This is a genomic window from bacterium (assembly GCA_030685015.1).
Taxonomy (GTDB): domain Bacteria; phylum CAIWAD01; class CAIWAD01; order CAIWAD01; family CAIWAD01; genus CAIWAD01.
Genome location: JAUXWS010000018.1, coordinates 34,463 through 60,363 on the forward strand (window position 1 = coordinate 34,463; position 25,901 = coordinate 60,363).

Annotated in this window: 21 protein-coding genes; 9 read left to right on the plus strand and 12 right to left on the minus strand. The window is 69.2% G+C overall.

The window, feature by feature from the left end; genetic code table 11:
* Positions 1–38: 38 nt before the first annotated feature.
* From Q8O14_01695 to trxB, 9 genes are read right to left on the minus strand one after another with little or no spacing between them, the layout of a single operon-like run.
* On the minus strand, positions 39–1,478 hold the full coding sequence (locus Q8O14_01695) for an NADH-quinone oxidoreductase subunit N (protein ID MDP2359455.1): 1,440 nt from the start codon (positions 1,476–1,478) through the stop codon (positions 39–41).
* Between the two features lies 1 nt (position 1,479).
* Entirely contained in the window at positions 1,480–2,967 is a 1,488-nt protein-coding gene (locus tag Q8O14_01700; GenBank protein ID MDP2359456.1) for an NADH-quinone oxidoreductase subunit M, read from the minus strand.
* Positions 2,968–2,978: 11 nt separating this feature from the next.
* Positions 2,979–4,961 carry an NADH-quinone oxidoreductase subunit L gene (nuoL, locus tag Q8O14_01705; GenBank protein ID MDP2359457.1) on the minus strand — a complete coding sequence of 661 codons (1,983 nt, stop codon included), beginning with the start codon at positions 4,959–4,961 and terminating at the stop codon, positions 2,979–2,981.
* Complete coding sequence (gene nuoK, locus Q8O14_01710; protein ID MDP2359458.1) at positions 4,958–5,275, minus strand: NADH-quinone oxidoreductase subunit NuoK; 318 nt, start codon at positions 5,273–5,275, stop codon at positions 4,958–4,960. Before nuoK ends, nuoL begins: the two co-directional genes overlap by 4 nt.
* Positions 5,275–5,799, minus strand: a complete 525-nt coding sequence (locus Q8O14_01715; GenBank protein ID MDP2359459.1) for an NADH-quinone oxidoreductase subunit J — start codon at positions 5,797–5,799, stop codon at positions 5,275–5,277. Before Q8O14_01715 ends, nuoK begins: the two co-directional genes overlap by 1 nt.
* Before the next feature lie 25 nt (positions 5,800–5,824).
* Entirely contained in the window at positions 5,825–7,072 is a 1,248-nt protein-coding gene (nuoF, locus tag Q8O14_01720; protein ID MDP2359460.1) for an NADH-quinone oxidoreductase subunit NuoF, read from the minus strand.
* Positions 7,073–7,075: 3 nt separating this feature from the next.
* Positions 7,076–7,585 (minus strand): NAD(P)H-dependent oxidoreductase subunit E, encoded by a 510-nt coding sequence (locus Q8O14_01725; protein MDP2359461.1) that lies wholly within the window; start codon positions 7,583–7,585, stop codon positions 7,076–7,078.
* A gap of 40 nt (positions 7,586–7,625) precedes the next feature.
* Positions 7,626–8,495 (minus strand): MBL fold metallo-hydrolase, encoded by an 870-nt coding sequence (locus Q8O14_01730; protein ID MDP2359462.1) that lies wholly within the window; start codon positions 8,493–8,495, stop codon positions 7,626–7,628.
* Positions 8,495–9,430, minus strand: coding sequence for a thioredoxin-disulfide reductase (gene trxB, locus Q8O14_01735; protein ID MDP2359463.1), 936 nt, complete (start codon positions 9,428–9,430; stop codon positions 8,495–8,497). Before trxB ends, Q8O14_01730 begins: the two co-directional genes overlap by 1 nt.
* A 194-nt stretch (positions 9,431–9,624) precedes the next feature.
* On the opposite strand from trxB, the gene Q8O14_01740 reads away from it, so the two are divergent.
* Positions 9,625–12,072, plus strand: coding sequence for a T9SS type A sorting domain-containing protein (locus Q8O14_01740; GenBank protein ID MDP2359464.1), 2,448 nt, complete (start codon positions 9,625–9,627; stop codon positions 12,070–12,072).
* Positions 12,073–12,164: 92 nt separating this feature from the next.
* Here the strand turns inward: Q8O14_01740 and sfsA are convergent, their stop codons facing one another.
* From sfsA to Q8O14_01755, 3 genes are read right to left on the minus strand one after another with little or no spacing between them, the layout of a single operon-like run.
* A complete protein-coding gene (sfsA, locus tag Q8O14_01745) occupies positions 12,165–12,863 on the minus strand; it encodes a DNA/RNA nuclease SfsA (GenBank protein ID MDP2359465.1) in 699 nt (232 codons plus the stop codon).
* A gap of 19 nt (positions 12,864–12,882) precedes the next feature.
* Positions 12,883–13,233, minus strand: coding sequence for a carboxymuconolactone decarboxylase family protein (locus tag Q8O14_01750; protein MDP2359466.1), 351 nt, complete (start codon positions 13,231–13,233; stop codon positions 12,883–12,885).
* A gap of 17 nt (positions 13,234–13,250) precedes the next feature.
* Entirely contained in the window at positions 13,251–13,682 is a 432-nt protein-coding gene (locus Q8O14_01755) for a CBS domain-containing protein (protein MDP2359467.1), read from the minus strand.
* Between the two features lie 275 nt (positions 13,683–13,957).
* Here Q8O14_01755 and Q8O14_01760 point away from each other — a divergent pair, with 275 nt between their 5' ends.
* The 8 genes from Q8O14_01760 to Q8O14_01795 all read left to right on the plus strand — a co-directional run bounded on the left by Q8O14_01760 (position 13,958) and on the right by Q8O14_01795 (position 25,880).
* Complete coding sequence (locus Q8O14_01760; GenBank protein ID MDP2359468.1) at positions 13,958–14,287, plus strand: hypothetical protein; 330 nt, start codon at positions 13,958–13,960, stop codon at positions 14,285–14,287.
* A 142-nt stretch (positions 14,288–14,429) separates the two neighbouring features.
* Positions 14,430–16,397 (plus strand): ATP-binding protein, encoded by a 1,968-nt coding sequence (locus Q8O14_01765; GenBank protein ID MDP2359469.1) that lies wholly within the window; start codon positions 14,430–14,432, stop codon positions 16,395–16,397.
* 49 nt (positions 16,398–16,446) lie between these two features.
* Complete coding sequence (locus Q8O14_01770; protein MDP2359470.1) at positions 16,447–17,211, plus strand: methyltransferase domain-containing protein; 765 nt, start codon at positions 16,447–16,449, stop codon at positions 17,209–17,211.
* Complete coding sequence (bshC, locus tag Q8O14_01775; protein MDP2359471.1) at positions 17,208–18,692, plus strand: bacillithiol biosynthesis BshC; 1,485 nt, start codon at positions 17,208–17,210, stop codon at positions 18,690–18,692. Before Q8O14_01770 ends, bshC begins: the two co-directional genes overlap by 4 nt.
* 99 nt (positions 18,693–18,791) lie before the next feature.
* A complete protein-coding gene (gene bshB1, locus Q8O14_01780) occupies positions 18,792–19,535 on the plus strand; it encodes a bacillithiol biosynthesis deacetylase BshB1 (protein MDP2359472.1) in 744 nt (247 codons plus the stop codon).
* Positions 19,532–20,710 (plus strand): N-acetyl-alpha-D-glucosaminyl L-malate synthase BshA, encoded by a 1,179-nt coding sequence (gene bshA, locus Q8O14_01785; GenBank protein MDP2359473.1) that lies wholly within the window; start codon positions 19,532–19,534, stop codon positions 20,708–20,710. Before bshB1 ends, bshA begins: the two co-directional genes overlap by 4 nt.
* Before the next feature lie 186 nt (positions 20,711–20,896).
* Positions 20,897–22,228 carry a histidine--tRNA ligase gene (gene hisS / locus Q8O14_01790; protein ID MDP2359474.1) on the plus strand — a complete coding sequence of 444 codons (1,332 nt, stop codon included), beginning with the start codon at positions 20,897–20,899 and terminating at the stop codon, positions 22,226–22,228.
* 211 nt (positions 22,229–22,439) lie between these two features.
* Entirely contained in the window at positions 22,440–25,880 is a 3,441-nt protein-coding gene (locus tag Q8O14_01795; GenBank protein ID MDP2359475.1) for a T9SS type A sorting domain-containing protein, read from the plus strand.
* Positions 25,881–25,901 lie beyond the last annotated feature (21 nt).

The window sequence follows — 25,901 nt, forward strand, 5'->3', positions numbered from 1 at the left end:
CTTCTATGCTTGGAATGGGGATCTTCCGTCAGGTGGAGCTACAGGCCGATGCCGCGGGTGAGGTCCAGCCAGAGCCGGGGCCAGACGCCCAGCACGACCAGCCCCAGCGAGGCCAGCAGACCCGCCCCCAGCAGGCCGGCGTCGCGGGTCAGCGGCTCGCTTCGCTCCGGCTCGTGGAACCAGGCGTAGACGACGGGACGCAGGTAGGTGTAGACGGCCACCACGCTGGTCAGCACGCCCAGCACGGCCAAACCGGTGTGGCCGGCGCGCACGGCGGCCGAGAAGACGTAGAACTTGCCCAGGAAACCGGCCAGGGGCGGAATGCCGGCCAGCCCCAGCAGGAGCACGGTGAGCAGGCCGGCCAGCAGCGGACTGCGCCGGGCCAGACCCTTGTAGTCGTCCAGGTGGTAGGCGCCCCCGCCGGCGGCGCTCACTTTCGCGGCGATGAGGAAGAGAGCGGCGTTGACCAGCACGTAGGGCAGCAGGTAGAAGAGGACCGCCTCCAGGTTCTCGCCCGCCTGGCGGGTGGCCATCAGCCCCAGCAGCAGGTAGCCGGCGTGGGCCACGCTGCTGAAGGCCAGCATGCGCTTGGCATTCAGCTGCACCAGGGCCGTGAAATTGCCCAGCACCATGGTCAGGGCGGCGCAGATGCCCAGCACGATCACCCAGCCGTCACCCAGGCCGGCCAGGGGCAGCACGACGCGGCCGAACCCGGCGAAGGCGGCCGCCTTGGCCCCCGTGCTCATGAAGGCGGTCACCCAGGTGGGGCTCCCCGTGTAGACCTCGGCCACCCACGAGTGGAAGGGCACGGCTCCCACCTTGAAGAGGAAGCCGGTCAGCATGAGCACGGTGCCGCCCAGGGCGATCCATTCGCCGCCGGTGCCCGCCTGCCGCGCCAGGCCGGCGGCCAGTCCGCCCAGGCTGGTGGTGCCCGCCGCGCCGGCAAGCAGGGCCATGCCGAAAAGGAGGAAGCCGGAGGCGAAGGAGCCGGCCAGGAAGTAGGTGAGCGCCGCCTCGCGGGAGGGACGCCGCTCCCCCAGCAGGCCGGCCAGGGCGTAAAGGCTGAGGCTGAGCACTTCCACCGCAAGAAAGACGATGATCAGGTCCCCGGCCGAGGCCAGGGCCATCATGCCGCAGGCGGCGAAGAGGGCCAGGGCGTGGGTCTCGGCCCGGGGCAAGTCCCGCTCGCGCAGGTAGGAGGCGCCGCCCGGCAGCAGCAGGAGCAGGGAGGCCAGCACGGTGATGCGGCCGGCGAAGGCGAGGGAGTCGGAGAGGGCCGTGCCGAAGTAGCCCGCCTCGCGGGTGGCCGGCCAGAGGCAGGCGGCCAGCGCCGCCAGGACGGCGACGAGGGCGATCCCGCCCAGCCAGCCGTCGCGCCGACCCTGCCACAGGGCATGGAAGCCCAGCACGAGCAGGCCGCCGCCGGCCACGATCATCTCGGGCAGCAGGCTGGCGACATTCAGTCCGCTCAGGTCCATGTCAGCGGCTCCTCATCAGCTCCAGGGTGGCCTCGACGGCCGGATTGATGCGATCCAACAAGGGCTGGGGCTGGACGCCGATCCAGACCACCAGCACGAGGAGGGGGGCGAAGACAAGCAGCTCGCGGGCCGACAGGTCGGACAGCCCCTGGTTCTTCGGATTGGTGAGCGGCCCGAAGAGGACGCGCTGCACCATCCACAGCAGGTAGACGGCGGCCAGCACAACGCCCGTGGCGGCGATGGCCGTGGCCCAGGGCTGGCTGCGGAAGGATCCCAGCAGGATCATGAACTCGCCCACGAAGCCGTTGAGTCCGGGCAGGCCCACCGATGACAGGCAGAAGACGACCAGGATGAAGGCGAAGAGCGGCATGCGGCTGGCCAGGCCGCCGAACTCGGCGATCTGGCGGGTGTGCCGCCGCTCGTAGATGACGCCCACGGCGAGGAAGAGGGCGCCGGTGGAGATGCCGTGGTTGACCATCTGCAGGACGGCGCCCGACATGCCCTCCGCGTTGAGGGCGAAGAGGCCCAGCATGACGAAGCCCAGATGCGAGACGGAACTGTAGGCCACCAGCTTCTTGATGTCCCGCTGCACGATGGAGACGAGGGCGCCGTAGACGATGCCGATGACGGCCAGGGCCACCAGGAGGGGCAGCAGGGTCCGGGTCGCCGCCGGGAAGAGGGGCAGGGCGAAGCGCAGGAAGCCGTAGGTGCCCATCTTGAGCAGGACGCCGGCCAGGATGACGCTGCCCCCCGTCGGCGCCTCCACATGGGCGTCGGGCAGCCAGGTGTGGACGGGGAACATGGGCACCTTGATGGCGAAGGCGAGGGCGAAGGCGCCGAACAGCCAGAGCTGGGCCTGGCCGGTGGGATGGAAATGTTGCAGCAGAAGGGGCAGGTCGAAGCTGCGGCCCACCTCGGGCACGATGGTCGCCCAGTGGATCCAGAGGATGGCGATGAGCATCAGGACGCTGCCCAGCATCGTGTAAAGGAAGAACTTGATGGCCGCGTAGATGCGCCGTGGCCCGCCCCAGATCCCGATGAGGAAGTACATGGGGATGAGGGTCAGCTCCCAGAACACATAGAAAAGGATGAAATCGAGCGAGACGAAGACGCCCACCATGCCCGTCGTCATCAGGAAATAGAGCATGAGGTAGCTCTTGAGCCGGTCCGTCACCGTCCAGCTGGAGAGCAGGATGATGGGCAGCAGCAGGGTGGTGAGCAGCACGAGGACGAGGCCGATGCCGTCCATCCCCATGTGGAAGGAGACACCCAGGCGCGGCATCCAGTCCGCCTGCACGGCGAATTGGTACTCCCCGCCGCGGGCCGCGTCGAAGGCGAAGAAGAGGGGCAGGGAGAGGAGGAACTCGGCCGTGCCCAGCGCCAGCGCCGCCCACTTGAGCAGGGTCGTCCGCCCGGCCGGAATCAGCCAGAGCAGCCCCAGGGCCGCCAGGGGGAAGAAGGTGACCAGGGGCAGGATGAGGTCGATCATGGGCTTGTCCATCATCGGGTGAAGACGATTGCCAGGAGCAGGGCCAGTCCCAGGGCCATGGCGGCCAGGTAGTGGGGCAGCCGGCCCGTCTGCAGGCGGCGCAACAGCCGCCCGGCCGCCTCGCTGGCCCGGCCCGATCCATTGACCAGCCCATCGATCACGAGGCCGTCCACCTGCCGCGAGCAGAACTCGCCCAGCGCGGCCACCGGTCTCACCACCGTCGCCTCGTAGAACTCGTCCACGTACCACTTGTTGAGCAGGCGGTCATGGAGCCGGGGATGCCGGGCCACGGCGCGTTCGGCCAGCTCCGGCCGCCGCAGGTACCAGCGGCGGGCCTGCAGGAGGCCCAGCAGCGCCACCGCCACGCTGGCCAGGGCCAGGCCCCACTCGAGGGCGGGGGCGCCGTGGGAAGCCAGCTCGTGGCGCAGGGCCAGATCGGTGCCTGAATGGAAGACCGGCGCCAGAAACTCGTCGAAGCGGTTCCCCACGTGGGCGAAGTCCAGGAAATGGGGCAGGCCCCAGAAACCGGCGATGGCGGAGAGCACGGCCAGCACGACGAGGGGCAGGGTCATGACGAGGGGGTTCTCGCGGAAATGGGTCTCCTCCGTCGCCGGCCCCCGGTAGCGCCCGTGGAAGGTGAGGAAGAGCAGGCGGAACATGTAGAAGCTGGTGAGGCCGGCCGCGGCCAGGGCCATCAACCAGAGGGGCCAGTGGCCCGTGTGGAAGGCCTGCCAGAGGATCTCGTCCTTGCTGAAGAAACCGGCGAAGGGCGGGAAGCCGGCGATGGCGACGGTGGCCACCAGGAAGGTCCAATAAGTGACGGGCAGATGCCGCTTCAGCCCGCCCATGTTGCGCATGTCCTGCGGGTCGCGCTGGTGGTCGTGCACCTCGTGGTAGACGTGGTGCATGGCGTGGATGACGGCCCCCGCCCCGAGGAAGAGCAGGGCCTTGAAGAAGGCGTGGGTCACCACGTGGAAGAGCCCGGCGCTGTAGGCGCCCACCCCCATGGCCAGGAACATGTAGCCCAGCTGGCTGACCGTCGAGTAGGCCAGCACCTTCTTGATGTCGCGCTGGGCCAGGCCGATGGTGGCGGCGAAGAGGGCGGTGGCGGCGCCCACGATGGCCACCGTGAGCAGGGCGGCTGGCGCCAGGCTGTAAAGGAAGTGGCTGCGGGCGATCATGTAGAGCCCGGCCGTCACCATGGTGGCGGCGTGGATCAGCGCCGAGACGGGGGTGGGGCCCGCCATGGCGTCCGGCAGCCAGACGTAGAGCGGGATCTGGGCGCTCTTGCCCGCGGCTCCCAGGAAGAGAAGGAGGGCGGCGGCGGTGGGCAGCCAGTGCCCCATGGGCAGCCCGCCCGCCTTCTCCGCCAGCTGGCCGAACTCCAGGCTGCCCAGCTGGCTGAAGAGCAGGAAGAGGGCGAGGAGGAAGCCGAAGTCCCCGATGCGGTTCACGACGAAGGCCTTCTTGCCGGCGCTGGCCTTCTCCATGTCGCTGAACCAGAAGCCGATGAGCAGGTAGGAGCAGAGCCCCACGCCCTCCCATCCCAGGAACATCACCAGATAGTTGCCGCCCAGCACCAGGGTCAGCATGGCGAAGCTGAAGAGGTTGAGATAGGCGAAGTAGCGGGCGAAGGAGGGGTCCTTCCCCATGTAGCCGATGCTGTAGAGGTGGATGAGGGTGGCCACCCCGCTGACGAAGAGGGCGTAAACGATGGAGAGGGGGTCGAGCAGCAGGCTCCAGTCCAGCTCCAGGCCGCCGGCATGCATCCAGGGGCCGTAGCTGACCAGCAGGCGCCGCGCCTCCTCCGGCCACTGCTGCAGCTCGCGGAAGAGGATGTAGGAGATAATGAAGCTGCCGGCGATGGCCGCCGTGGCCAGGGCGCCCGACACCCGCGCGCTGGTGTGGCGTCCCAGCAGGCCGTTGAGGGCGGCGCCGGCCAGGGGCAGCAGGGGAACGAGGATCAGCAGCAGTTCGAGGGTGCCCGCGCTCATTGCCCCTCCTCCCGCCCCGCCGTCAGGCGGATGTGCTCGATGTCGGTGCTGCCCAGCCAGCGGTAGATGAGCACGACGATGGCGAGGCCCACCGCCACCTCGGCGGCGGCCACCGTCATGCTGAAGAAAGCGAAGGCCTGGCCGTCCAGGTTGCCCGCCTTGGCGCTGAAGGCGACGAGGACCAGATTGGCGGCGTTCAGCATCATCTCCACGCACATGAGGATGATGAGGGCGTTGCGCCGCACCAGCACTCCGGTGACGCCCAGCCCGAAGAGGAGCACGGCCAGCAGCAGGTAATGGTTCAGCTCGGGCATCAGGCCTTCCCCCCCCCGTCGCCCGCGCCCGGCTCCCGTCCGCGCCGCGTCAGGGCCACCGCCCCCACCAGGGCCGCCAGCAGCAGGATGCTGGTCAGCTCAAAAGGGTAGACCCACTTGCGGAACAGCTCGGCGCCGAAAGCCTCCACCGTGCCCGAGACGGGCGGGCCGCCGGCGTGCCAATCCAGCCCGGAGCGGAAGATGCCGGCCAGGGCGAGCATGACGGCGGCGCCGGGCAGGGCGTAGATCCAGCGTCCGGGCGGCAGGCGGCGGGCCAGGATGCTGTCCCGGCGCAGGTTGAGCAGCATGATGACGAAGAGGAAGAGGATGATCACCGCGCCGCCGTAGACGATGAGCTGGACGGCGGCCAGGAAGGGGGCGTCCAGCATCATGTAATGGCCGGCGAGGGCGACCATCACCACCAGCAGGCCCAGCACGGAGTCCACCGGGCTCTTGCGGACGAGGACCCAGAGACCGCCCCCCAGCGTGAGGACGGACAGCAGGATGAAGAGCAAGGGTCTCACACGCCCTCCCTGGTGGCCGGCCGCGCTAGCGGACCAGCGCCTCGAACTCGGAACGGAACTTCATCACGCCGGACTTCACCGGGCCGGTGGCCGCATCGCCCAGGGCGCAGATCGTGCGGAAGGAGATGTGCCGGCAGATGTCCAGCAGCAGGTCCAGGTCGCTGGCCTGGCCCTTCCCCTCGATCAGGCGGTCCAGGATCTTGTGCATCCAGTGGGTGCCCTCCCGGCAGGGCGTGCACTGGCCGCAGCTCTCATGGGCGTAGAAATGGGCCAGGTTCTGCACGGCGTGCGGGATGCTCACCGTCTCGTCCAGCACGATGACGGCGCCCGAGCCCAGCATCGTGCCGTGCTCCAGGCAGCTCTCGTAGTCCAGCCTGAGGCTGGCCGCCTCGGCGGCCGTGATCATGGGCACCGAGGAGCCGCCGGGAATGACGGCCTTTAGGGCGCGGCCGCCCTTCATCCCGCCGCAATCCACGTTGATCAGGTCCATCAGCGGCGTGCCCATCCGCAGCTCGTAGACGCCGGGGCGCTCCACGTGGCCGCTCACACTGAAGAGCTTGGTGCCCGGGCTCTTCTCCGTGCCCAGGGAGACGTACCACTCGGCCCCGTGCTGGACGATGGGCGGCACGGCGGCCAGGGTCTCCACGTTGTTGATGATGGTCGGGCAGCCGTAGAGGCCCACCACCGCGGGGAAGGGCGGCTTGGTGCGGGGCAGCCCGCGGCGGCCCTCCAGCGAGTTGAGCAGGGCCGTCTCCTCGCCGCAGATGTAGGCGCCCGCCCCCATGTGCGCGTGCAGCTCCACGTCCAGGCCGCGGCCCAGGATGTCCCGCCCCAGCAGGCCGGCGCCGCGGGCCTCCGCCAGGGCGCGCTCCACGGCGGCGGCCTCCTCGCGGAACTCGCCCCGGATATAGATGTAGCCCACCCGGGCGCCAATGGCGTGGCAGGTGAGGACCATCCCCTCGATCAGCTGATGCGGGGCATGGCGCAGGATGTCCCGGTCCTTGAAGGTGCCCGGCTCCCCCTCGTCGGCATTGCAGACCAGGTAGACCGGCTGTCCGCCCTGCTTGGGCAGGAAACCCCATTTCATGCCGGTGGGGAAGCCGGCGCCGCCGCGGCCGCGCAGGCCGGAGGAGCGCACCAGCTGCACCAGGTCGGCCGGGGCGATGCCGTCCAGGGCCTTCTTCAGGCTGCGGTAGCCGCCGTCGGCCAGGTAGTCGTCCAGCGAGGCGCGAGATTTGGACTGAAGGGCAGGGAAGCAGATGAAATCGGCCATGGCCTAGTCCCCTCCCCCGCCGACGCCGGCCTTCTGCTCCAGCCCGTCGAGCAGGGCCCCTACTTTCTCCACCGTCATGTTCTCGTGGTAGACCCCGTCCACCAGCAGCACCGGGGCCGTGCCGCAGGCGGCCAGGCACTCCACCTGCTCAAGGGTGAAAAGGCCGCGGGGGTCCGTGCCCGCGGCGGCTTCGCCCAGACCCAGCCGCCGGCGCAGGTAGTCCACGATCTCGCGGCCGCCCAGCACGTGGCAGCTCAGGGTGCGGCAGACGCTGATCAGATGACGCCCCACCGGCCGGCGCTGGAACATCGTGTAAAAGGTGACGACATCCGCCACGTGGATGCGGGGCAGCTCCAGGATGCGGGCCACCTCATCCACCACCTCGGGGCCGGTCCAGCCCGTCCGGCGCTGGGCCAAGTGCAGCAGGGGAAGGGTGGCGCTCATGCGATCCGGGTAGCGGGCGAGGATCTGCTCGATCTCCTGCCCTTCCTCCGCAGTGAAGGTGAAGGCCATGCCGCGGTCCGTTCAGCTTGTTAAGAATTCAGGAATGAATCTACCGATCGCCCCGCGCGCCGACAAGCCGCTCCCGCGTTTCAAGCAGCAGGGGTCGGCGACCGGAGGCGTCCACCCGCGCCGCCGCCACCGCCGGGTCATGTTCGAAGACGAGCCAGGACGACCCCATCCCGTGCCGTTGGTAAAGGGCGGCCTTCTCCTCCACCACCGTGAGCGGGAAGAGGTCGTAGCCCATCACCCAGGCCAGCGGCAGGTGGGCGACGGTGGGCACCAGGTCGGCGCAGTAAACCAGGCTGGGGCCGCCCGCGCCGTCCACCTCCACCACCTGCATGCCGGGGGTGTGGCCCTCCACCGGCAGCAGGTGGATGCCGGGCAGCGGCTCGGCCGGGCCGTCCAGCAGATTGAGCCGAGCCTGGCGCAGGGGCTCCAGGTTCTCCCTCAGATAGCTGGCCCGGTCCCGCGGGCTGGGCGACTGGGCCCAATCCCATTGACGGCGCTGCAGGTGGATGACCGCCCGGGGGAAGGTCGGCACACTCTCGCCCCGGGCATTCCGGGTGACAGCGCCGCCCGCGTGGTCGAAATGCAGGTGGGTGAGGATGAGGTCGGTCACTTCCTCCGGCGCCAGCCCATGCTGGGCGAGGCGCTCCGTCACGGTGGAGCCCTCATCGACCAGGGCAAACATCTCACGGAAGGCGGGCCCGTCCTTGTCGCCCACGCCGCAGTCCACCAGCGCGACCCGCTCCCCGTCCCGCAACAGAAGGCAGCGCAGGGCGAGGGGGATGCGGTTCAGCTCGTCGGGCGGCGCCTCCCTCTCCCAGATGACGCGGGGCACCACGCCGAACATGGCGCCCCCATCCAGCCGGAAACGGCCGAACTCGAGGGTGGCGGCCTCCCAGCGTCCGACGCGCATCAGGAGTGCATGTCAAGGAAGTGCTGGGCGTCCAAGGCGGCGGCGCAACCACTGCCGGCGGCCGTGATGGCCTGGCGGTAGCGATGGTCCGCCACGTCCCCGGCGGCGAAGACGCCCGGCACCTTGGTGGCCGTGGTGCGGCCCTGGCAGAGCAGGTAGCCGTTCTCGTCCATGTCCAGCACTCCCTTGAAAAGGCTGGTGTTGGGCACGTGGCCGATGGCGACGAAGGCGCCGTCCACCTTGAGCACGCTTGTCTCGCCGCTGACCGTGTCCCGCAGTTCCACTCCCTCCAGACCGCCCTGCTGCGGATCGCCCTGGAAGGAGAGGGGGATCTTGTTGAGCAGTAACTCGATGCGCGGGTTCCGGCGGACCTTTTCCACCATGATGGGCGAGGCGCGGAAGCCCTCGCGGCGGTGGATGAGGGTGACCTTGCGGGCGAAGGTGGTGAGGAAGTTGGCCTCCTCCATGGCGCTGTCCCCTCCCCCCAGCACGCAGATCTCCTTGCCTCTGAAGAAGAAGCCGTCGCAGGTGGCGCAGGCCGAGACGCCATGGCCCATCAACAGGTTCTCCCCGGGGATGCCCAGCAGGCGGGCGGTGGCCCCCGTGGCGATGATGAGGGTCTCCGTGGTGAGGGTCTGGCCGTCCACGTCCAGGGTGAAGGGGCGCTTCGACAGATCGGCCGCCTGCACCGTGCCCATGAGGAACTCGGTGCCGAACTTCTCCACCTGGCGGTGCATGTGGTCGATCAACTCCGGCCCCTGCACACCCTCGGGGAAACCGGGGAAATTCTCCACCTCGGTGGTGATGGTGAGCTGGCCGCCGGGCTGCATGCCCTCGATGACGAGAGGCGCCAGGTTGGCGCGGGCGGCGTAGAGGGCGGCGGTGAGGCCAGCCGGCCCGCCCCCGATGATAAGCACCTTGCGGTGGCTGGACATTTGGATCTCCCGATTTATTGACGCATGGGGTGCCGGCGCGGGCAGGCCTGCGGAATATCGCACAGGTCCAGGCGGTGGACAAGGCAGGCCCTGACAGCCCGCCGGCCTTCCCTTCCTGACCAGCATTGCCTTGGCCGCCTACTTGCCCTATTTTCCCTGCGCTTGCCACCACACACAATGCAAGGAACACCGCCATGAGAACGCTTCTGACTCTATCTCTCTGTGGCCTGCTGGTCCAGGGGGCCTGGTCCGCCCAGGCCGACCAGGCGCGCCGCGACATGCAGGGGCAGGTGCCCAACAAGGCCGCGAGCTACAAGGCCACCGGCGCCGAGGAGATTCCGCCGGTCAAGGCCCCCAGCCATTCCCCCATGGCGACCGACCTGGTGGGCGAGACGGTGCAGGTGGGCACCACCACCTACGACTACCAAGCCAACGGCACCCTCTCCAAGATGGTCGCCGTCTCCGCCGACGGCGTGGCCCACGGCACCTTCATGTACTCCGCCGCCATGGACCTGACCTGGGCCGACCGTCGGGTCAAGGCTTGGTGCGTCAATCCGGACCTCTCGGTGGTGGACGCCCTCAACGTGCACAACTCGCGGGCGGGCTACACCACGGCCGCCGCCACCAGCGCCAATCCGGTCAACGGCCTCCCCGCCAACAGCACGGTGGCGGCCTTCCACACCGGCTCGCCGGCCGACTCCTGGTTCGGCGTGGACTTCTTCGGCTGCACCCACGCCTTCGACCTGCTGCAGTACGGCTCCACCAATTTCCTGTGGCCCCATGTCGCCCTCAACGGCGACGACAAGGTGCACATGGTGGTTTATGATTCCGCCACCAGCTCCGACAATGTCTGGTATCGGGGCTCCACCAGCGGCACCAGCTGGGACGCCCCCACCATCCTGCTTACCAACCAAAGCGCGGCCCTGGGCTCCATCCCGGTGGGCAGCAAGACCTCATCCCGCACCGCCGTCCTCTACCACCACAAGACCGGGACGGACGACATCCCCTACGACATGGGATCAGGCTTCATCGGCATCCAGATCCACCATGACATCCGCGGCTATGTGGCGAACGATGGGGACATCTACGCCCAGCACAGCGCCGCCAACGAGATCAACTTCACCAGTTTCGGACCCGCCAGCATGGCCCCCTTCGGCCCCTACGGCAGCCGCGCCTATTGTGACGTGGACGGCCTCTTCGATCATACGGAGGACACCGAATTCCACATCGCCTACACGGGCGGACCCCAGTGGACGGACACGCTCCACGTCATCTGGGACGAGGCGGCGGAGGACTCCCTGACGGAAGTCTACATGCACTGGAACCTGGGCCGCGGGCAGATCTGGCACCACAATTACGACACCGGCACCTGGGGCCACATCTGGGGCTCCAACTGCCTGGTGGACCCCACGGACGTGTCCTGGGTGGACGCCGGCGCCTGGCGCCAGCGCAACGACCATCCCAGCCTGGCGGTGGATCCGTCCACGGGCTACCTCTATTGCGCCTGGAACCAGTATTCCGCCGACGACATGGGGCCGGTGGACGCCGCCGGCGACTCCTACCCCAACGGCGAGATCTACATCTCCTGCTCGGCGGACAACGGCCTGACTTGGGGCCAGCCCGTCAACGTGACGGAGACGCCCAGCCCCGATTGCGTCTCCGGCGAGTGCCTGAGCGAGAGCTGGCACAGCCTGGCCGAGATCGTCGACGGCCACCTGCACTTGACCTATGTGCTGGACCGCTGCCCGGGCGGCATTCCCCAGGAGGAGTGCTTCTCCACGCTCAACCCCGTGATCTACCACCGTATCCCCGTGGCCGAGATCCCGCCCCATGCCGGCACGCCCTGGAACGCGGCGGGCCGGGTCGGCCTGGCCCAGACCAAGCGCTGGTACCGCTGGTATGCCGCCGCCTGGTGCGGCGAGGGCTCCGTGCTGGACAGCGTGAAGTGGATCGATCCGGTCCATGTTTTCAACGAGGCCCCCTTCGACGTGCAGCTGGACCGCATCAGCTGGCACCACAACATGCTGGACCAGATCGGTCCGCCCGAGGCCCTGGGCATCACCGAGGTGGGCGTCACGGTGAAGACCCCCGACGGCTATGTGCCCCTGGAGGGCTGGAACGGCCTCCTGCCCAGCTGGCGCGGCACCAAGTTCAACGTGCACTTCGCCTACAGCGGCCTGACCAATTCCGACGTGCTGATCGGCTTCCACTTCACGGACGACCGCCCCTCCCTCTACTACCGCCTGGACATGGAGAACGCCCTCCAGGGCGAGCCGGAGCCCTGCACGGGGGTGATCCCCATCCCCATCGAGAACATCGCCCAGTTCGAGGAGACGGTCCTCCACCAGTTCAGCAGCCTGGGCGACCCGTGGCGGCCGATCCAGTTCAATCTTGAGCAGAACGTGCCCAACCCCTTCAACCCGGCCACCACCATCCGCTACAGCCTGGAGGCGGGCGCGCCCGTGGTGCTCAAGGTCCACAACCTGGCGGGCCAGCTCGTCCACGAGCGGCAGGTGGGCTTCCAGGGGGCGGGCTGGCACCAGCTCAGCTTCGACGGCAGCCAGCTGGCCAGCGGCGTGTACCTCTACACGATCGAGGCTGGCCTCCAGACCATGACCCGCAAGATGCTGTTGGCGAAGTAAGCCCTTCCCAAGACGACAACACGACAACGAAAAGGGGGCCACGCGCCCCCTTTTCCATGCGGCACGGCCACCTGGGCCGCCGCGCATCCGCTTCAGGCCAGCGCCACGGGCATCAGCTCCCCGGGATGCAGGCCCCTCTCATCGCCCTGGACCTGCAAGGCCTGGATCTCCACCCCGGCCGCCACAGCCCGGCGCAGGCCCTCCGCCCAGGCCGGGTCGATGTGCGCGGCCGGGCGGAAGCCGCGCAGCCCGGCGCGCTGAACCATCAGAAGCAACAGGGCGCGGCCTCCCTCCTCGACAATGCCCCTCAAATCCTCCAGGTGCTTCCGCCCCCGCGTGGTGACGCTGTCCGGGAAGCCGGCCCAGCCGTCCTCCAGGCGCAGGGTGACGCTCTTCACCTCCACCCAGGCCTCGGCTTCCCCGCGTCGGCCGTGGAAATCCAGGCGGCTCCCGCCCCGCCTGGCTTCGGGTCGCCAGGACCAGGCGCCATCGAAGCCCGGGACGCGGCCGGCCTCCAGCACCTCACGTGCCATGGTGTTGGCGCGCAACGTGTTCACCACGATCCAGCCCGCCTCGTCGCTGATCATTTCCAGGGTGTGGCGCAGCTGGCGCGCCGGGTTGCCGCTGTCGCTGATGAGGGCCGGCCGACCCTCCCCCAAACAAGTGGCCATGCTGCCGCTGTTGGGCAGGTGGACCGTCAGCAGGTCGCCTCCCGGCCCTTCGACCTCGGCCAGGAAGCGCTTCCAGCGTCGCCGGAAATGGCAGGGAATGAGGGGTGGATCAAAGGTCACGGCCGCGGGGGCGGGGGGCTCAGCGGCCGGCCGCCGCCTCCAGCTCGTCGAGCAGGGAGACGGCGCGGCGCAGGTGGGGGATGGTGATGCTGCCGCCCACCACCAGCGCCACCTCGAGCGCCTCCATCAACTCTGCCGCCGTCCAGCCCAGGTCGTGGCAGCGGATGAGGTGGAAACGCACGCAGTCGTCGCAGCGCAGGGCCAGGCTGGTGCCGAGGCCGAGCAGCTCCTTCTGCCGGGCGGGCAGGGCGCCGTCCTGGTAGCAGGCGTGGTCGCAGGAGAGGACGCGCTTGATGTTGCGGTTGGCGCGCCGCTGCAAGCGCTCCTGCAAGGCGGCGCGGTCCGCCTCGAAGGCCTCGCGTTGGGACATGGCCGCTCCCGGGCAGGTCAATAAGATCCGGCGATGTAGTCGTGGAGGTAGCGGTTGGTGGCCTCGCTCTCCTCCAGCAGGGCGAAGATGATGTCCCCGATGGAGACGATCCCCGCCAGCTTGCCCTCGGCGAAGACGGGCACGTGGCGGATGCGGTTGCGCGTCATCAAGCCCATCAAGTATTGGAGGGAGTCGTCGGGGGTGGCGATCACCACCTCGCACGTCATGATCTCGCCCACCCTTTGCTCGCGCAGCTTGCGCACATCCCCCAGGCCGCGGCGCAGCACGTCCCGCTCCGTGACGATGCCTGTCACCTCGCCGTCCTCCATCACGAGGAGGGAACCGACGCGACGCTCGATCATGCGGTCGAGGGCGGCCTGCACGCTTTCGTCCGGCCCGGCGGCGGCGACCTCGCTCCCCTTCTGATTCAACAGACTGCGCACCAACATGGCACCTCCCGGTCTTTGCCTGGAAGATAAGGCCGGGGCGGCGTCCCGCCATGACTTGTCCCACGATTGTTCAACATTCGACAAGTAGCACGACGGAGCGGCCCGCGTCGGGGGTTGATCCGAACAGCATCAAGGGAATCCTTCGGCCAACTTTTGCACTTCAGGGCTTCAGAACTTTCCCAAAACGACCGATAAGCAGGACAGGATCGGGCCGGCATCGCGGCAGCCGGCCCCTGGCAAAGGACGAGACGGGCTTCCAGGCTCCGGAGGGTGGCGTGCAGACCTCGACCCCGCAATTCATCCTGATGTGCCAGCTGCTGGTCCAGGCCATCGAAGAGGTGTCCGAGGAGAGGCGCGACCAGGAGCGCGAGCGCATTCTCGACACCTTCATGGCGGGCCTGATGCGGGAGGGCCTGGTCTTCGACCGCGCCTACGGGGGCCTGCTTTTCGACCAGTGGCAGGCGGATCCCGACGCCGCCGCCGCCCCCCTCAGCGAGGCGCGGGTGGAAGCCCTGCGCGATCAGGTGCGGCGGCAGGACTATGTCACCGACGCCATGCTGAAGACGATGGGCGAGCGCCTGCTCTGGGTGCTGGGTTCCTCCTGACCCTGCCCTGGCCCTGCCCCGATCAGCCGGGTGATCCACATTGGATGCCAAGGTCGCCCGCTTCCCTCCCATGCAATCCCGCTGTTTGCCCTTATTTTGGACCATCGGCCGTCCGACCCCTAGACCTGGTGAAACCGGTGGGATGATGCGACCCCTGCTGCGCGCCTACATCAGTGTGATCATTGCCGCCGGTCTGGTGGTGGCCGGTCTCGACCTCCACCTGCTCCACCTGGAGATGGGATCCAGTCAGCCCGATCTCATCGACCGGGCGGTCTGGCTGCTCCTCATCCTGCTCGTCTCCCATTTCCCCATCGTCAGCAGCAGCGGCGAGGCCGTCTCCACCCTCAACAGCTCCCTGAACTACTGCATGATCCTCTGCTTCGGGCCGCAGTTCGCCGGACCCGCCGTCGCGCTGAACGCCCTCTACCTGAACTTCATCAGGCGGCGCGCGCCCTGGTACAAGGTGCTCTTCAACGGAGCGCAGGTCCTCCTGGCGGTCAACGCGGCGGGGGGGCTCTACCTCCTGGGCGGCGGCGTGGTCAAGCAGCCGCCGGACTTCCTCTCGCCCTGGACCTATCCCCTGCTGCTCCTGCCCTACCTGGGCTTCGTCCTGGTCAATCTCCTGCTGGTCAGCGTGGCCGTGCGCCTGGACCGGGGCACGCCCTTCCTCCAACAGATGCGCGCCAGCCACTACTTCGACCTGGGCGGCAACTCCATCCTCTTCTACCTGGGCGCCCTGACGGCCAGCCTCTATCTGCACTTCGGCTGGCTGGGAGTGGGTCTGGCCACCATCCCCCTCATCTGGGTCCACACCTACCTCAGCCGCTACAACGAGCTGAAAGTCATGCACGCAAGCCTGGACGCCACCCACCAGGCCATCACCGACCAGTCCGCCGAGCTGCGCCAGAAGAACCTGGACCTGGAGGCGGCCAACCAGACCCTTCAGCAGTTGAACCTGGACCTTCAGAACACGCGGCGCACCCTCTCCCAGGCCGAGAAACTGAAAGCCATGGGCCAGATGGCGGGTGGCGTGGCCCATGACTTCAACAACATCCTGGGCGCCATCATCGCCCGCACCGAACTGCTCAAGCTGGAGGAAGTGCCGCCCCGCGTCGAGGAGGGCCTGCGCAGCATCCATCGCAGCGCCCTGGACGGGGCGGCGGTGGTGCGGCGCATCCAGGACTTCACACGCGTGTCGGAGCGCCGCGACTTCGAGCCGGTCAACCTCTGCGAGCTGCTCGACGACGTGCTGGAGATGACCCGCGCCATCTGGCGGGACAAGGCGCAGCGCCTGGGCCTGACCTACGCCGTCCGGCGCGACTGCCCCGAGACCCTGCATGTGATGGGCAATGCCAGCGAATTGCGCGAGGTCCTGCACAACCTCATCATCAACGCCCTGGACGCCATGCCGACGGGCGGCCAGTTGAGCCTGGCGGCCCACGCCCTGGCGGACAAGGCCGAGCTATGCGTGCGGGACTCGGGCCACGGCATGACCCGCGAGGTGCTGGAGCGCGCCTTCGATCCCTTTTTCACGACCAAGGGGGCGCGCGGCAACGGACTGGGCCTCTCCGTCAGTTTCGGGATCGTGGAGCGGCATGGCGGCGAACTGACGGCGCAGAGCGCGCCGGGCGAGGGCAGCGAGTTCCGCCTCCTGCTGCCCCTGGCCACCCCGGAGACCGTGGCTGCCGCCCCCGTCCGCGTCGAGAATACCGGTCTTGCGGTGACGACGCGGCCCCTGCGCATCCTGGTGGTGGACGACGAACCCGACGTGCGCGGCGTGCTGCTGGACGCCCTCACCCTGATGGGTCATCACGTGGAGGCGGCGGCCTCCGGCCAGGAAGGGCTGGACAAATGGCTGGCCGGCCGCCACACACACCTCTTCACCGACCTGGGCATGCCGGGCATGAACGGCTGGGAGCTGACCGACCGCATCCGGCGGGCCGCCGCTGGTCATCCGCCCGTGGTCGTGCTGGTGACAGGCTGGGGGGCTCAGATCAAGGAGGAGGACCGTCTCCGCCACGCCGTCGACCATGTGCTGGCCAAACCATTCAAGATCCACGAGCTGGCCCTTCTGCTGCAGCAACTGGAGGAAGAGGCTGGTTCTTCTTGAAGGGCTTGCGCCGGTGGTCCCGCCGCCCGTCGATTCTGATCTTGCCCGCGTGACCAATCCACCCGCCACCCAACCCTGGAACCGCACCTGGTTCGACGGGGACTATCTGGCCCTCTACGGGCACCGCGATCCAGGCGAGGCGCGGGACTTCATCGCGTCCCTTCTGGAGCACGGCCTGCTCCCCGCCCCCGGCGAGGCGGGGCTGGTGCTGGACCTGGGCTGTGGAGCGGGCCGGCACAGCCTGGAGCTGGCGGGTCGGGGCTACCGCGTGGTGGGCCTGGACTGGTCGCCCGTCCTCCTGCGCCAGGCCATGAGCGGCCGAGCGACTCCCCCGCCCGTCTTCGTGCGCGGCGACCTGGCCGCGCCCCCTTTCCGTGGCGGGGCCGGTCTGGTCCTGTCCCTCTTCACCAGCCTGGGCTACCTGACAGAGGACGCGGCCAACGAGCGTGTCTGGCGCGGCATCCTGCGGCTGGCGCGGCCGGGGGGGCGCATCGTGCTGGATTACCTCAACCCCGCCCAACTGCGGACCCGGCTGGTGCCGGAGAGCCGGCGGCAGGTGGGCGCCTGGGAGGTGCGGGAATTCCGCCGCGTGGACGAGGAGCGCAACATGGTGGTCAAACGGCTGCGTTTCGGGCCGCCCGGGCAGACGCCCCGGGACGTGACGGAGCAGGTCAAGCTTTACGAGGCGAGCTGGTTCCTTGCTCCGGCGCGGGAGTTGGGCTTCCGGCCGCTGGTCCACTGGGGTGACCTGCGCGGCGCGCCTCACGGGGCGGCCAGCCCGCGCAGCGTGCTGGTGCTGGAGCGATGCCCATGAACACCTTCGAAGCCCTGGCGGCGGCCTGCGCCCGCCCGGTGGGCGCGGAGGGTCGCGCCCGGCGCCGTGGCCTCGCCGCCCTGCTGGAGAGCTGGCCGGGAGACAGCGGCGACGCCGCCGAGCAGGCGGCCCGCGCCGACCTGGCGGAGGGAGGAGCGCCCCTCCTCACGTCCGGCCAACAGGCCGGACTGGCCGGGGGAGTGGCCCTCACCCTGTGGAAAGCCCTGGCCCTGGTGGCCGCCGCTGACCGGGTGGAGGCCGCCGGCGGTCGCCGTCCCCTCTGCCTCTTCTGGGTCGAGGGCAACGACCACGACTGGGAAGAGGCGGCGCGACCGGGCTGGCCGTCGACGCAGGCGGCGCCCTGCCCGGCGGACCAATTGGGCGCATCGGTGGGACGGATCGACCTGCCGGCGACGTGGTGGCGGGAGCGGGAACCCGAGCTGGCGCCCCTGCTGGCGGACTGGCCCCCGGCCGGGCAGGCGGCCCTGCGCGCCACCCTGACGGGCAGCCTGGCCCGGCACACGGCCCTTCTCCTGCACAGCCTGCTGCCGGGAAGCGGCCTGCTCGTGCTCGATCCCTCCCTGCCCGGGCTGCGCCGCCTGGCCGCCCCCTTCGTCGAGAGACTCCAGCAACACGAGCGGGCGGTCATCGACGCCTTGCGCCGGGACACGGCGGCCCTGCTTGCCGCCGGTCATCCTGCGCCGGTCCAGGTGGACGAGCGCCCCCCCTGGTTCACGGAGGACGGGGTGGGCCATCGCCGCCGCGCCGAGCCGGGCGAGGCGGTGCCGGCCGAGCGCTTCAGCCCCAACGCCTTGACGCGCATCCTTCTCCAGGATTGGCTGCTGCAGCCGGCGGCCTCCTTCCTGGGACCCGGCGAGCAAGCCTACCACGCCCAGGTGGCCGGCGCATCCAGCCTGCTGGGGCTGGACAAGGCCCTGCGCCTGCCCCGCCCCCGATTGCAGCTGTCCCGCCTGGGCGATGCCGCGGCCTGGCGGGCCCTGGGCGCCGATCCTTGGGCGCCCCCCCAGGCGGGCGGAGTCTGGCCCCTGGACCTGCTGCAGAGACTGCCTGGTGGCGGCGAGCTGGACGAACGTCTGCGGCGCCTGGCGGCGGCCCAGGCGGAGCTGCTGGCCCTGGGCGCCAGCGGCCGGGGCGACCAGGAGCAGCTGCGCCGGCGGCTGGAGGCCCTGGGCGCGCAGCTGCGGCAGTCCCTCATCGAAGCCCACAAGGCCGCCCACCGCGGCGCCCTGCGCGACCTGCACCAGCGCGGGGCCTGGCAGGACGGCGCCGCCGGACCGCAGGAGCGGCGGATCAACACCCTGGCGCTGGTGGGCCGGATGGGTGGCGCGGCCATCCTGCCAGACCTGCGCCGCCGGCTGGATCCCTTCGCCGCAGGCCAGCAGCGCTTCCGGTGCGACCCGGCCACCGGGACGGTGTTGGTGGAGGCGGGGGATGGACCCTGCTTCCCCGGCGGTGGGTGATGGATCCGGTGCAGGGTCGGGTGCCTCCGATCACGGGATCGGTTGCGCGGCAGGGATGCCCATAGGATTGAACTTAGATAGCATGAAGGGAATCGAAGCATGCTGGATTTGCTGGCGATCGGCCCGCATCCGGACGACGTGGAGATCTGCTGCGCCGGCACCCTGCTCAAGGTGAAGGCCGCCGGCGGCCGGGTGGGCGTGGTGGATCTCACCGCCGGGGAGCTGGGCACCCGCGGCACGCGGGAGCGGCGGGCCGCCGAGTGCGAGGCGGCCAGCCGCGAGCTGGGGCTGGACCATCGCTCCTGCCTCGACCTGGGGGACGGCCGCCTGCGCGAGACCCGGGAGAACGAGCTGGCCGTGGCCGCCGTCCTGCGCCGCCTGCGGCCCGAGCTGGTGCTGGCGCCCTGGCGCGAGGACGACCACCCCGACCATGAGCACGCGGCGCGCCTGGTCAAGAACGCCGCCTTCCTGGCCGGCATGGCCAAGGTGGAGACCGGGGATCCGCCCCACCGCCCGCGGGCCATCCTCTACTATCCGGGCCGGCGCGAGTTCAGGCCCAGCTTCGTGGTGGACATCACGGCGCAGTGGGAACAGCGCCGGCGCGCCGCCCTTTGCTACAAGAGCCAGTTCCACGATCCGGATTCCAGCGAGCCGCCCACCGCCATCTCCAGCCCGGACTTCTGGCACTACATCGAAGCGCGGGCCATGTACTACGGCCAGCTGGTGGGCGTGCGCTACGGGGAGGCCTTCTGGCACGACGGCGTCCTGGCCATCGGTGATCCGCTCCGGCACTTCGCCGGTCCGGGCGCGCCGCTTGACCCGCGCCAGGGGGGGCGGCCATGAGCCGCAGCATCGGCATCATCTGCTACCCCACCCAGGGCGGCAGCGGCATCGTGGCGACGGAACTGGGGCTGGAGCTGGCCGCGCGGGACCACCAGGTCCACTTCATCAGCTACCGGAAGCCTTTCCGCCTGGATCGCCTCTACCCCAACACCCACTTCCACCAGGTGGAGATCAGCGAGTACCCGCTCTTCGAGTACCCGCCCTACAGCCTGGCCCTGACGAGCAAGATCGTCGACGTGGCCACGCGCTTCGGCCTGGACCTCGTCCACGCCCATTACGCCATCCCCCACGCCGCCAGCGCCTGGATGGCCAGCCTCATGCTGCCGGGCGGCCTGCCCGTGGTCAGCACCCTGCACGGCACGGACATCACCCTGGTGGGACAGGATCCCGGCTACCTGCCCGTCACCCGCTTCACCCTGGGCAACTGCCAGGCCCTCACCGCCGTGAGCGACTTCCTGGTCGAGGAGACGCGCCGGGTCTTCGGGCGGGAACTGGCCGTGCGGCGCATCCACAATTTCGTCGACACGGCGGAGTTCCGCCCGAAGCGCAACGAGGAACTGCGCGCCTGCTACGCCACTCCCGGCGAGCGCATCCTGCTCCACGTCTCCAACTTCCGCCCCGTCAAGCGCGTGCCCGACGTGGTGTCCATTTTCGCCCGCCTGGCGGCCCACCATCCGCTTCGCCTCGTGCTGGCGGGGCTGGGGCCGGAGCGCAACGCCGCCAAGGAGCAGGTGGCCGCCCTGGGCCTGGCCGAGCGCGTCCACTTCATCGGCAACCAGGAATCGATGGTGGATCTCATGAGCATGGCCGACCTCTACCTGCTGCCCTCGCAGACGGAGAGCTTCGGCCTGTCGGCGCTGGAGGCGATGAGCTGCGGCGTGCCGGTCCTCGCCTCCCGCGTGGGCGGCCTGCCCGAGCTGGTGGAGGACGGCGTCAACAGCGTGCTCTGCCCCCTGGGCGACGTCGATGCCTTCGTCGAGCGGGGCCTGGAACTGCTGGAGGACCCGGCGTGCTACCAGCGCATGGCGGCGGCGGCCCGCGCCACGGCCGAGGAGCGCTTCACCATCGCGCGGATCCTGCCCCAGTACCTGGCCGTGTACGACGAGGTGCTGGCCAACCGGACGCCCCGCCGGGAGACGTGGGGTGCTGCGAAAACGGATGGGTCCGCTGCCTGAAGGGCCTGCGCCCGCCCGGGCGGGGTTCCGCCGTCGCCAAGGCCCTCCCCCCTGGCTGGTGGTCAGGCTGCGCTCCGTCCTCTTCGACCTTACATTGTCCATCGATTGGGGCCGCTTCCCCTTGGAATCCGGATCCAGGCGTGGTGGCGTCCCCTCCCAAACGCAAGCAGGAGTGGTCAAGCCGCCATGCCCATCACGCCCCGCCTCTACAACGGCACGCGCGACCTGCTGCCGGCGGACATGCTGCCCCGCGAGCGGGTGCTGGCCCAGTTCCGCGCCTCCTTCCAGCTCTACGGTTTCGCCCCGGTGGAGACACCGGCGCTGGAATACCTCGAGATCCTCACCGGCAAGTACGGAGACGATGAGCAGCTCATCTACCGCCTGGATTACCGCAACGACGATCCGGCGCGCCGCCTGGCCCTGCGCTACGACCTGACCGTGCCGCTCGCCCGGCTGATCGCCCTGCATCCCGAGCTGCCCCTGCCCTTCAAGCGCTACCAGCTGCAACCCGTCTGGCGGGCGGACCGGCCCCAGCCCCACCAGGGCCGCTATCGCGAGTTCATGCAGTGCGACATCGACACGGTGGGAGCCCAGGGCCTGCTTGCCGACGCCGAGATCGTCGCCGTCTGCGCCGACCTGCTGGGTCGCCTGGAGTTGCCCGGCTTCGTCATCCGCCTCAACCACCGCCGCCTCCTGTCGGCCCTGGTCGAGGTGGCGGGCCTGGAGCGGAGCCGGGAGGGAATCGTCTGCGGCGCCGTTGACAAGCTGGACAAGATCGGCCTGGCAGGTGTGCGCCGGGAATTGGAGGAACGAGGCATTCCCGCCGCTGCCGCCGAGCGGGTGCTGGCCTTGATTTCCCTGCCCGCCGCCTTTGGCGCGACGGAGATCCTGGCGGCGGAGTTGAAGGACCATGAGGAGGGACGCCGGGCCCTGGCCGACCTGGAGCACATGCATGGCATCCTGCTCGACCTGGGGGTGGCCCCGGAGCATCTGCGCCTGGATCTCACCCTGGCCCGCGGCCTGGGCTACTACACCGGCCCCATCTTCGAGGCCGTCCTCCCCGCCCTGCCCCACATGGGCAGCCTGATGGGCGGGGGCCGCTACGACGGCCTGGTGGGCATCTTCCTGGGCCGGGAGATTCCGGCGGTGGGGGCAACCCTGGGCCTGGACCGCATCCTCACCGCCCTGGCCCAACTGCGTCCCGGCAGCGCCGCCGCCACCCCCACCCAGGTCCTGGTCGCCCGCGCCTTCGCCGAGACCGACGGCGAGGCGCTCCGCCTGGCGGCCCAGCTGCGCCGGGCCGGGTTGCCGGTCGAGACCAGCCTCGACGGCGGCAAGCTCAAGAAGCAGCTGGCTTATGCCGACAAGAAGGGTATCCCCTGGGTGCTCGTCCTGGGACCCGACGAATGGGCGGCGGGTCAGGTCCAGGTGCGGGACATGCGCACCGGAAGCCAGCGGCCGGTACCCGTGGCTGATCTGCGGCAGGATCCCCGGCGGCACCTGGCCGGCGACCTGTAGCTGTCCGCCAGCCGGGGAGCTTTGGACAACTGGGGTCAAGTCCTAACTTTCGTCCGTGCGTCGAGGGTCGGCGCGGGAGCCCAATCAACCACCATACATGACCAATTCAGGAATACGAGGGTGAAGTTCACGCCGGGGCGCCCCGAGGTGTCTGCGGCGTCCGGCGCGTGCGCCGGGGGAGCCCCTTCCTCGTGAAGCAAGGGAGAGACGGATGAAGAAATCGCTGATTGCCGCTTTGATGGTCTCGGTGGCGGGGGGAGCGGTGGCGGCCACGCTGCAGCCCAGCCTGTCCAACCAGCAGATCAAGGCGGTCCACACCGACCTGTCCGCCAGCCAGACCAAGACGGCGGGCGTTCAGGCACAGCCACAATGGGAGGGCTGGCCGGGCGCCCGGGGCGAGGTCAAGCTGCCGCAGGAGATGGGCTTCGCCACGCCGGCGGAGGCCGAGTACTACCACCTCAAGCTGCAGGATCTCCCCATTCCCGCGAGCCTGTTGCTGGAGGTCTTCGGACCGCCGGCCCAGGGCGGCGCCCGCAACGGCGGCGAGACCTTCGCCACGGCGGCACCCATCACCTTCACGGCGGGCGGCACCTTCACCGACAACGGCACCACCGTCGGCTTCGCCAACGACATCCCCTCGGGACAGGTGGCGCCGGCCATGTGCAACACCAGTTTCTTCACCGTCAGCTTCGGCGGCCCGGACGCGGTCTACACCTTCACCCTGCCCGCGGCCTACACCGTCTCGGCCAGCACTTGCAACAACGCCTCCTACGACAGTTGCCTGGGCATCTTCAACTCCGCCGGACAGCTGGTGGCGGTGAACGATGACGGGACTGGCTGCTCCAACTGGAGCAGCCTCATCGACCCCTGCTGCCTGGCAGCCGGCACCTATTATGTGGTGGTGGACGGCTACGGCGCGGACAGCGGCACCTACACGCTGACGGTGGCCTTCGGCGCCACCCCCTGCGGCACGGTGAACCCCTGTGACGACGCGCCCACCCTGGGATGCGGCGGCAGCGCCACGGGCACGACCGTGGGCAACCAGAACTACGTGGGCAACCCCGCCCCCGATGCCTTCTTCGAGATCGTCATCACCGAGTCCGGCCCCGTCACCTTCAGCCTCTGCGACGGCGGAACCAATTATGACAGCTTCCTGCGCCTCTACAACGGCTGCCCGACCACGGGCGGCGTGGAGATCGGCGCCAACGACGACGCCTGCGGCCTCCAGTCGGAGCTGGTGGTCGCCCTGGATCCCGGCACCTACTGGCTGGTGGTGGAGGGCTACTCCAGCGCCTCGGGCAACTACAGCCTGGACATCAACTGCGCCAGCTGCGACCCCATCACCTGCGTGGGCATCGACGAGGGCGAGCCCAACAGCGGCCCGGCCGAGTTCGGCGGCAACGACACCTACGGCGAGATCGACTGCGGCGTCACCGTCTGTGGCACGGTCTGGGCCATCGGCGGCACGCGCGACACGGACTGGCTGGAACTCTTCCTGCTGGAAGGCAGCATCCTGACCATCACGAGCGAGGTCGAGCTGTTCGACCCCCTTGTCTTCGTCATCGACGCCACCTACAACATCGTCGCCCAGGCCAACAACAACGGCTTCTGCGAGGGCGAGTCCCTCACGACCGACTGCCTGGCCGCCGGCATCTACTATGTGTGGATGGGCCACTCCTCTTTCGATGGCGTGCCCGAGGACCAAGCCTACAGCATCAGCCTGAGCTGCGCCCCCTGCACGCCCATCGATCCCTGCGACGCCGCCACGCCCATCGCCTGCAACCAGACCGTCAACGGCAACAGCGGCATGAGCCAGGGCAACGCCTGGGAGACTTACTGCTTCGGCGGCGAGAATGGCCCGGAAGTCCTCTACCAGCTGAACCACTCCGGCGGCTTCCTCACCATCACCATGACCAGCGGCACAACCGAAGACCTGGACATGGCCCTGCTGGGCAGCTGCGACCCGTTGGACTGCCTGGACATGCCCTGGGCCGTCGGTCCCAATGAATCCATGAGCGGCACCTACCCGGCCGGCACCTACTACATCGTGGTGGACGCCTGGAACTGGTCCGGCAGTGCCTTCTCCTTCACCCTCAACGTGGTCTGCGGCGCCGACCCCTGCGAGGACGTGCAGCCGGTCAACTGCCTGGGGACGCCGGAGACCGAGCCCAACGAGGGCTGGAACGACCAAAACGCCAGCTACAACACCCTTGTCTGCGGCGAAGTGAAGTGTGGTTCCGTGTGGGCCACGGGCGGCAACCGCGACCTCGACTGGTACCGCTTCGTGCACACGGGCGGCGACCTCTTGATCGAGACCCAGATCGAGGCCTTCGACTGCATCCTCTTCCTGACCGACTTCGCCCTGGGCGGCAACATCATCGCCTCTAGCAACGCGGCTCCCATGTGCGTGCCCGAGACCATGTTCGTCCCGGCCGTGCCGGCGGGCGAATACTACGTCGTGATCGCCCACAGCCTCTTCGAGGGCGTGCCCAACGACCAGGACTACGCCCTGCTCGTGACCTGCTTCGGCGACCCCTGCGAGGACCACACCCCCATCACCTGCGTGGGCACGGCCGAGACCGAGCCCAACGAGGGTTGGAACGCCACCCCGCCCAATGACAGCTACGGCCTCATCGCCGACGGCCAGACGATTTGCGGCAGCGTGTGGGCCGACGCCGGCACCCGCGACCTCGACTGGTTCCGCTTCACGGTGACCGAGACGGTCAACGTGCGCATCAGCTCCGAGGTGGACTGGTTCGACTGCATCCTCTTCCTGACCGATTTCGCGGCGGGCGGCAACATCCTCACCGCGGCCGATGCCAATGGCGCTTGCACGGGCGAGATGATCCTCTACGAGTGCCTCAGCCCGGGCCAGTACTACGCCGTCATCGCCCACAACGCGTTCGAGGGCGTGCCCGAGGACCAGAACTACAGCCTGACGCTGGAGTTCGAGACCTGCACGCCGGTGGATCCCTGCGCCGACATGGTCAACGGCGGCAATCTGGAGAACCTCTACACCGTGAGCCGCCCCGCCCCCATCGCCAACCACCACAATGCGGTGAACGGCTGCACGGGCATCTCCTCGGCCGGCTATGACGAGCTGCACATGCTGACCCTGACCGCCCAGGCGGACGTGCGCGTCACCATGACAGGACAGGGCAACGCCGACGAGGTGATCTACATCCTGACCAATTGCCAGAGCACGGCATCCTGCGTCGCCGGCAGGGACGAATTTGGCAACAACCTGGGGGGCGAGACGATGGACGTGGCCAACCTCCCGGCCGGGACCTACTACATCGTGGCGGACTACTGGGGCAGCGCCGAGGCCCGCGCCTTCACGCTGCAAGTGCGCAACCTGACCACGGCCCTGGGCGAGACCTTCACGCCCCTCGCCTTCGAGTTGCAGCAGAACTACCCGAACCCCTTCAACCCGACCACGACGATCAGCTGGACCCAGCCTGATCTGATGCCGGCCTCCCTGGCCGTCTACAACTTGGCGGGCGCGGTGGTGCAGGAGTTCAACCTGGGCTTCCGCGGCGCGGGCGTCCACAGCTACACCTGGGACGCCTCCCAGCTTCCCAGCGGCGTCTACTTCTACAGCCTGACGACGGGCGGTGAGACCCTGACCCGCAAGGCCGTCCTGCTGAAGTGATATGGAACGGCCTTCGTCAAG

Excerpts from the sequence above, each read along its gene's own strand:
- Q8O14_01695 (MDP2359455.1), bottom strand. The coding sequence starts at position 1,478 with ATGGACCTGAGCGGACTGAATGTCGCCAGCCTGCTGCCCGAGATGATC.
- Q8O14_01700 (MDP2359456.1), bottom strand. The coding sequence starts at position 2,967 with ATGATCGACCTCATCCTGCCCCTGGTCACCTTCTTCCCCCTGGCGGCC.
- nuoL (MDP2359457.1), bottom strand. The coding sequence starts at position 4,961 with ATGAGCGCGGGCACCCTCGAACTGCTGCTGATCCTCGTTCCCCTGCTG.
- nuoK (MDP2359458.1), bottom strand. The coding sequence starts at position 5,275 with ATGCCCGAGCTGAACCATTACCTGCTGCTGGCCGTGCTCCTCTTCGGG.
- nuoF (MDP2359460.1), bottom strand. The coding sequence starts at position 7,072 with ATGGCCGATTTCATCTGCTTCCCTGCCCTTCAGTCCAAATCTCGCGCC.
- Q8O14_01725 (MDP2359461.1), bottom strand. The coding sequence starts at position 7,585 with ATGGCCTTCACCTTCACTGCGGAGGAAGGGCAGGAGATCGAGCAGATC.
- Q8O14_01730 (MDP2359462.1), bottom strand. The coding sequence starts at position 8,495 with ATGCGCGTCGGACGCTGGGAGGCCGCCACCCTCGAGTTCGGCCGTTTC.
- trxB (MDP2359463.1), bottom strand. The coding sequence starts at position 9,430 with ATGTCCAGCCACCGCAAGGTGCTTATCATCGGGGGCGGGCCGGCTGGC.
- Q8O14_01740 (MDP2359464.1), top strand. The coding sequence starts at position 9,625 with ATGAGAACGCTTCTGACTCTATCTCTCTGTGGCCTGCTGGTCCAGGGG.
- Q8O14_01750 (MDP2359466.1), bottom strand. The coding sequence starts at position 13,233 with ATGTCCCAACGCGAGGCCTTCGAGGCGGACCGCGCCGCCTTGCAGGAG.
- Q8O14_01755 (MDP2359467.1), bottom strand. The coding sequence starts at position 13,682 with ATGTTGGTGCGCAGTCTGTTGAATCAGAAGGGGAGCGAGGTCGCCGCC.
- Q8O14_01765 (MDP2359469.1), top strand. The coding sequence starts at position 14,430 with ATGATGCGACCCCTGCTGCGCGCCTACATCAGTGTGATCATTGCCGCC.
- bshC (MDP2359471.1), top strand. The coding sequence starts at position 17,208 with ATGAACACCTTCGAAGCCCTGGCGGCGGCCTGCGCCCGCCCGGTGGGC.
- bshB1 (MDP2359472.1), top strand. The coding sequence starts at position 18,792 with ATGCTGGATTTGCTGGCGATCGGCCCGCATCCGGACGACGTGGAGATC.
- bshA (MDP2359473.1), top strand. The coding sequence starts at position 19,532 with ATGAGCCGCAGCATCGGCATCATCTGCTACCCCACCCAGGGCGGCAGC.
- hisS (MDP2359474.1), top strand. The coding sequence starts at position 20,897 with ATGCCCATCACGCCCCGCCTCTACAACGGCACGCGCGACCTGCTGCCG.
- Q8O14_01795 (MDP2359475.1), top strand. The coding sequence starts at position 22,440 with ATGAAGAAATCGCTGATTGCCGCTTTGATGGTCTCGGTGGCGGGGGGA.